3 protein-coding genes and 1 pseudogene are annotated in these 2,525 nt (G+C 36.1%); 3 read left to right on the top strand and 1 reads right to left on the bottom strand.

The genetic code is table 11. The annotated features are described in order from the left end of the window. Window positions 1–16: 16 nt before the first annotated feature. Complete coding sequence (locus tag BLP46_RS13450; protein ID WP_318259582.1) at window positions 17–130, bottom strand: hypothetical protein; 114 nt, start codon at window positions 128–130, stop codon at window positions 17–19. Between the two features lie 424 nt (window positions 131–554). On the opposite strand from BLP46_RS13450, the pseudogene BLP46_RS13445 reads away from it, so the two are divergent. The 3 genes and pseudogenes from BLP46_RS13445 to BLP46_RS12685 all read left to right on the top strand — a co-directional run bounded on the left by BLP46_RS13445 (window position 555) and on the right by BLP46_RS12685 (window position 2,467). Further along, a pseudogene (locus BLP46_RS13445) lies at window positions 555–1,219 on the top strand (DUF6796 family protein). A gap of 182 nt (window positions 1,220–1,401) precedes the next feature. After that, complete coding sequence (locus BLP46_RS12690) at window positions 1,402–1,689, top strand: hypothetical protein (protein ID WP_092979415.1); 288 nt, start codon at window positions 1,402–1,404, stop codon at window positions 1,687–1,689. A 124-nt stretch (window positions 1,690–1,813) separates the two neighbouring features. Continuing rightward, window positions 1,814–2,467: an HAD family hydrolase gene (locus BLP46_RS12685; RefSeq protein WP_092979414.1), complete on the top strand. Its 654-nt coding sequence runs from the start codon at window positions 1,814–1,816 to the stop codon at window positions 2,465–2,467. Window positions 2,468–2,525 lie beyond the last annotated feature (58 nt).

Raw genomic sequence — 2,525 nt, 5'->3', positions numbered from 1 at the left:
ATGCATTTATAGGCTGTTATGAAAACGTTGAGAGCGAATCTGTCAACTCCTTCATCGAAAGCGTTAAAAGCTGTAAAGAGACAAGCATATTCAGCAGGGTGCTTTTTCCTGAACCCGACGGACCGAGAATAACACAAATCTTGCCTTGTTCTAACTCCAGTTGTGCGTGGTCAAGGGCATAAACTTCGGCTTAGCCCTTGCCGTATTTTTTTACGGCATTTTTAAGTTCTATAAACATATTTATATCCTCCATGATTAGCAAATAATATTAGTTAGCTTCTGCTAACTAATATTATAAAACTTTTACATTTGCCTGTCAACCACATATATAACGGTGTTTACTATAATGATTTTTAAGGTAAATCTCAAATTTTTGTATCTTTTGTGCTATCTATTGCAGATTTTGAATTAAAGTGCTATAATTAAGCAACTTGGTTAGCTGTTGCTAACTCAAGCATGTATTAATATTGTTGTTAGTATAAGCACAACCCTTCAATATTAGTTAGGCAGAAAAAAATATTTGTTTTTAAATACTGCTTTAAAAGGAGAATTATATGAATAAAAGAAAATTGTATATAGCTATGATTTGCGGAATATTGGGATGCATTTGTTTCGGCGGCGGAGATTGGCTGATGATTTACGTCAACACTGCGCATAGCGGAAATCTGTTTTGGCTTACGGAAGGTGTAGCGGCTATTCCAGAATGGCGAAACACACTTGCAATGGCACTTTCATTCCCGGGAATAATTCTTTATGGCGCAGCGCTGTTTGCTATGTCAGATTTTATACTTAGAGAGCGTGAAAAAGGGTATACAAAACTCTTACTGCTTTTGGGCTAACGCCATGGCTTTGCCTGCATTTGTTTTACATTATGATAATGTACCTGTTCGGTTGGATGAATACAAACGGTTACTCGGATATTGCAATGTCAGCCGGTGAAGCACTCTACAATCATTTTTCGTGGATTGTGCTTGTAAGCGAAGTTTTTATGCTGCTGCCGTTTCTATATTGGTTTTGGCTGCAATTCACCAAGAAAACCGTATATCCAAAAGCATTTTCATTTACAAATATACTGATTATATACGCCGTATTCTATATAATAAAGTTACTGTTGCCCGATTCACCGTTTCGTATCGGGTTTGCGAACGGGCTTATGAGCGAAAGTATGGTTATCTGGTTTTTAGTTCAATATTTGTACGGAATAAGGAAAGTAAAATAGGAAGCAAAGACCTACGTGTTCTGATAAATTTTTATTGCAAAAATAATGTTGTGATAGATTAATTTATAACCAAAACCAACAAAATTTGTCTTATAAAAACCACAATAAAATATTGCCATATTAATTAATTTGTAATATAATGTTAATGCAATATTAAAGTTTTGACAGAAATTAGGGGTTTTATGGCGTTAAGTGTAAAGTGTCCGAAATGCGGCAGCACAAGGGTGCAACTTTCAAGCGAGAGAAGCAAGCACGGCTGTTTGTTTGCGATTTTGTTCGGTGTATTTTATGTTGCCTGGATATTGGCAAAGTGGATTATCGGCATTTTAATATTTATCTTTTACGATTGGTGGGTAGCAATCATACAGCGTGATAACGACAAAGGTCACGTATGGCAATCTAAAAAATGGTTTGCGAATTCCAAACGTATCTACTATTGCCATGATTGCGGCTTTAATTTCAGAGCATAAGTGTTTACAAAGGTCTCCGAATTTTGCGGAGACCTTTTTCTTATTAGAAGAACAATTATAATTTTGTTTTACAAGTGTAAGGCTTTGTGCTATAATACCGTTGATTTTAAATAGGGGTGTTATTATGATTAAAGGCACAGTTTTTGATATGGACGGGCTGATGTTTGACAGCGAACGGATTACGTACAACGGCTGGCAAAAACTTATGGATGAAAGCGGTTATGAATACAGCATTGATGTTTTTAAGCAAACTGTCGGAAGGCGCAAAAAAGAGGTTGAACAGTTTTATTACAGTAAATACGGAAAAGATTTTCCTTACCGCAAGCTTTCCGAGATACAGCGAAACAATTATATTAACTTTGTAATGACAAAAGGAGCGCCTGTCAAAAAGGGATTGTATGAAATTCTTGAATTTTTAAAAGAACATGATATAAAAATTGCCCTTGCGACTTCAACATCACGCCAAACCTCCTTAATAAACTTGGAATCGGCAAAAGTCGAAAAATATTTTGATGCACTGGTATGCGGAGAAGACGTTACAAACGGAAAGCCTGACCCAGAAGTGTTTTTGACAGCAGCAAAAAAAATAGGCATTGAGCCCGAGCAATGCGTTGCTTTTGAAGACAGCTTTAACGGTATCAGGTCTGCATTTGCAGCAGGTATGACCACTGTTATGGTACCCGACTTTATTCAGCCGACAGATGAAATTCTAACAATGGTAAACTATTTGTGCAATGATTTATCAAATGCAGTAGAAGTGCTGAAAAATGTAATTTAAAATAATATTTGATAAACTGCTCTAACAAGTTGCAACTTGTTAGGGCAGTTTTATCTTA

This window comes from Ruminococcus sp. YE282, from assembly GCA_900101355.1.
Lineage (GTDB): Bacteria > Bacillota > Clostridia > Oscillospirales > Acutalibacteraceae > Ruminococcoides > Ruminococcoides bromii_A.
The sequence above is the reverse complement of the archived record's forward strand: the minus strand, read 5'-3'. Positions and strand labels throughout refer to the sequence as shown.

Coding starts and splice junctions, on each gene's coding strand:
- BLP46_RS12690 (WP_092979415.1), top strand. CDS start 1,402: ATGGCGTTAAGTGTAAAGTGTCCGAAATGCGGCAGCACAAGGGTGCAA.
- BLP46_RS12685 (WP_092979414.1), top strand. CDS start 1,814: ATGATTAAAGGCACAGTTTTTGATATGGACGGGCTGATGTTTGACAGC.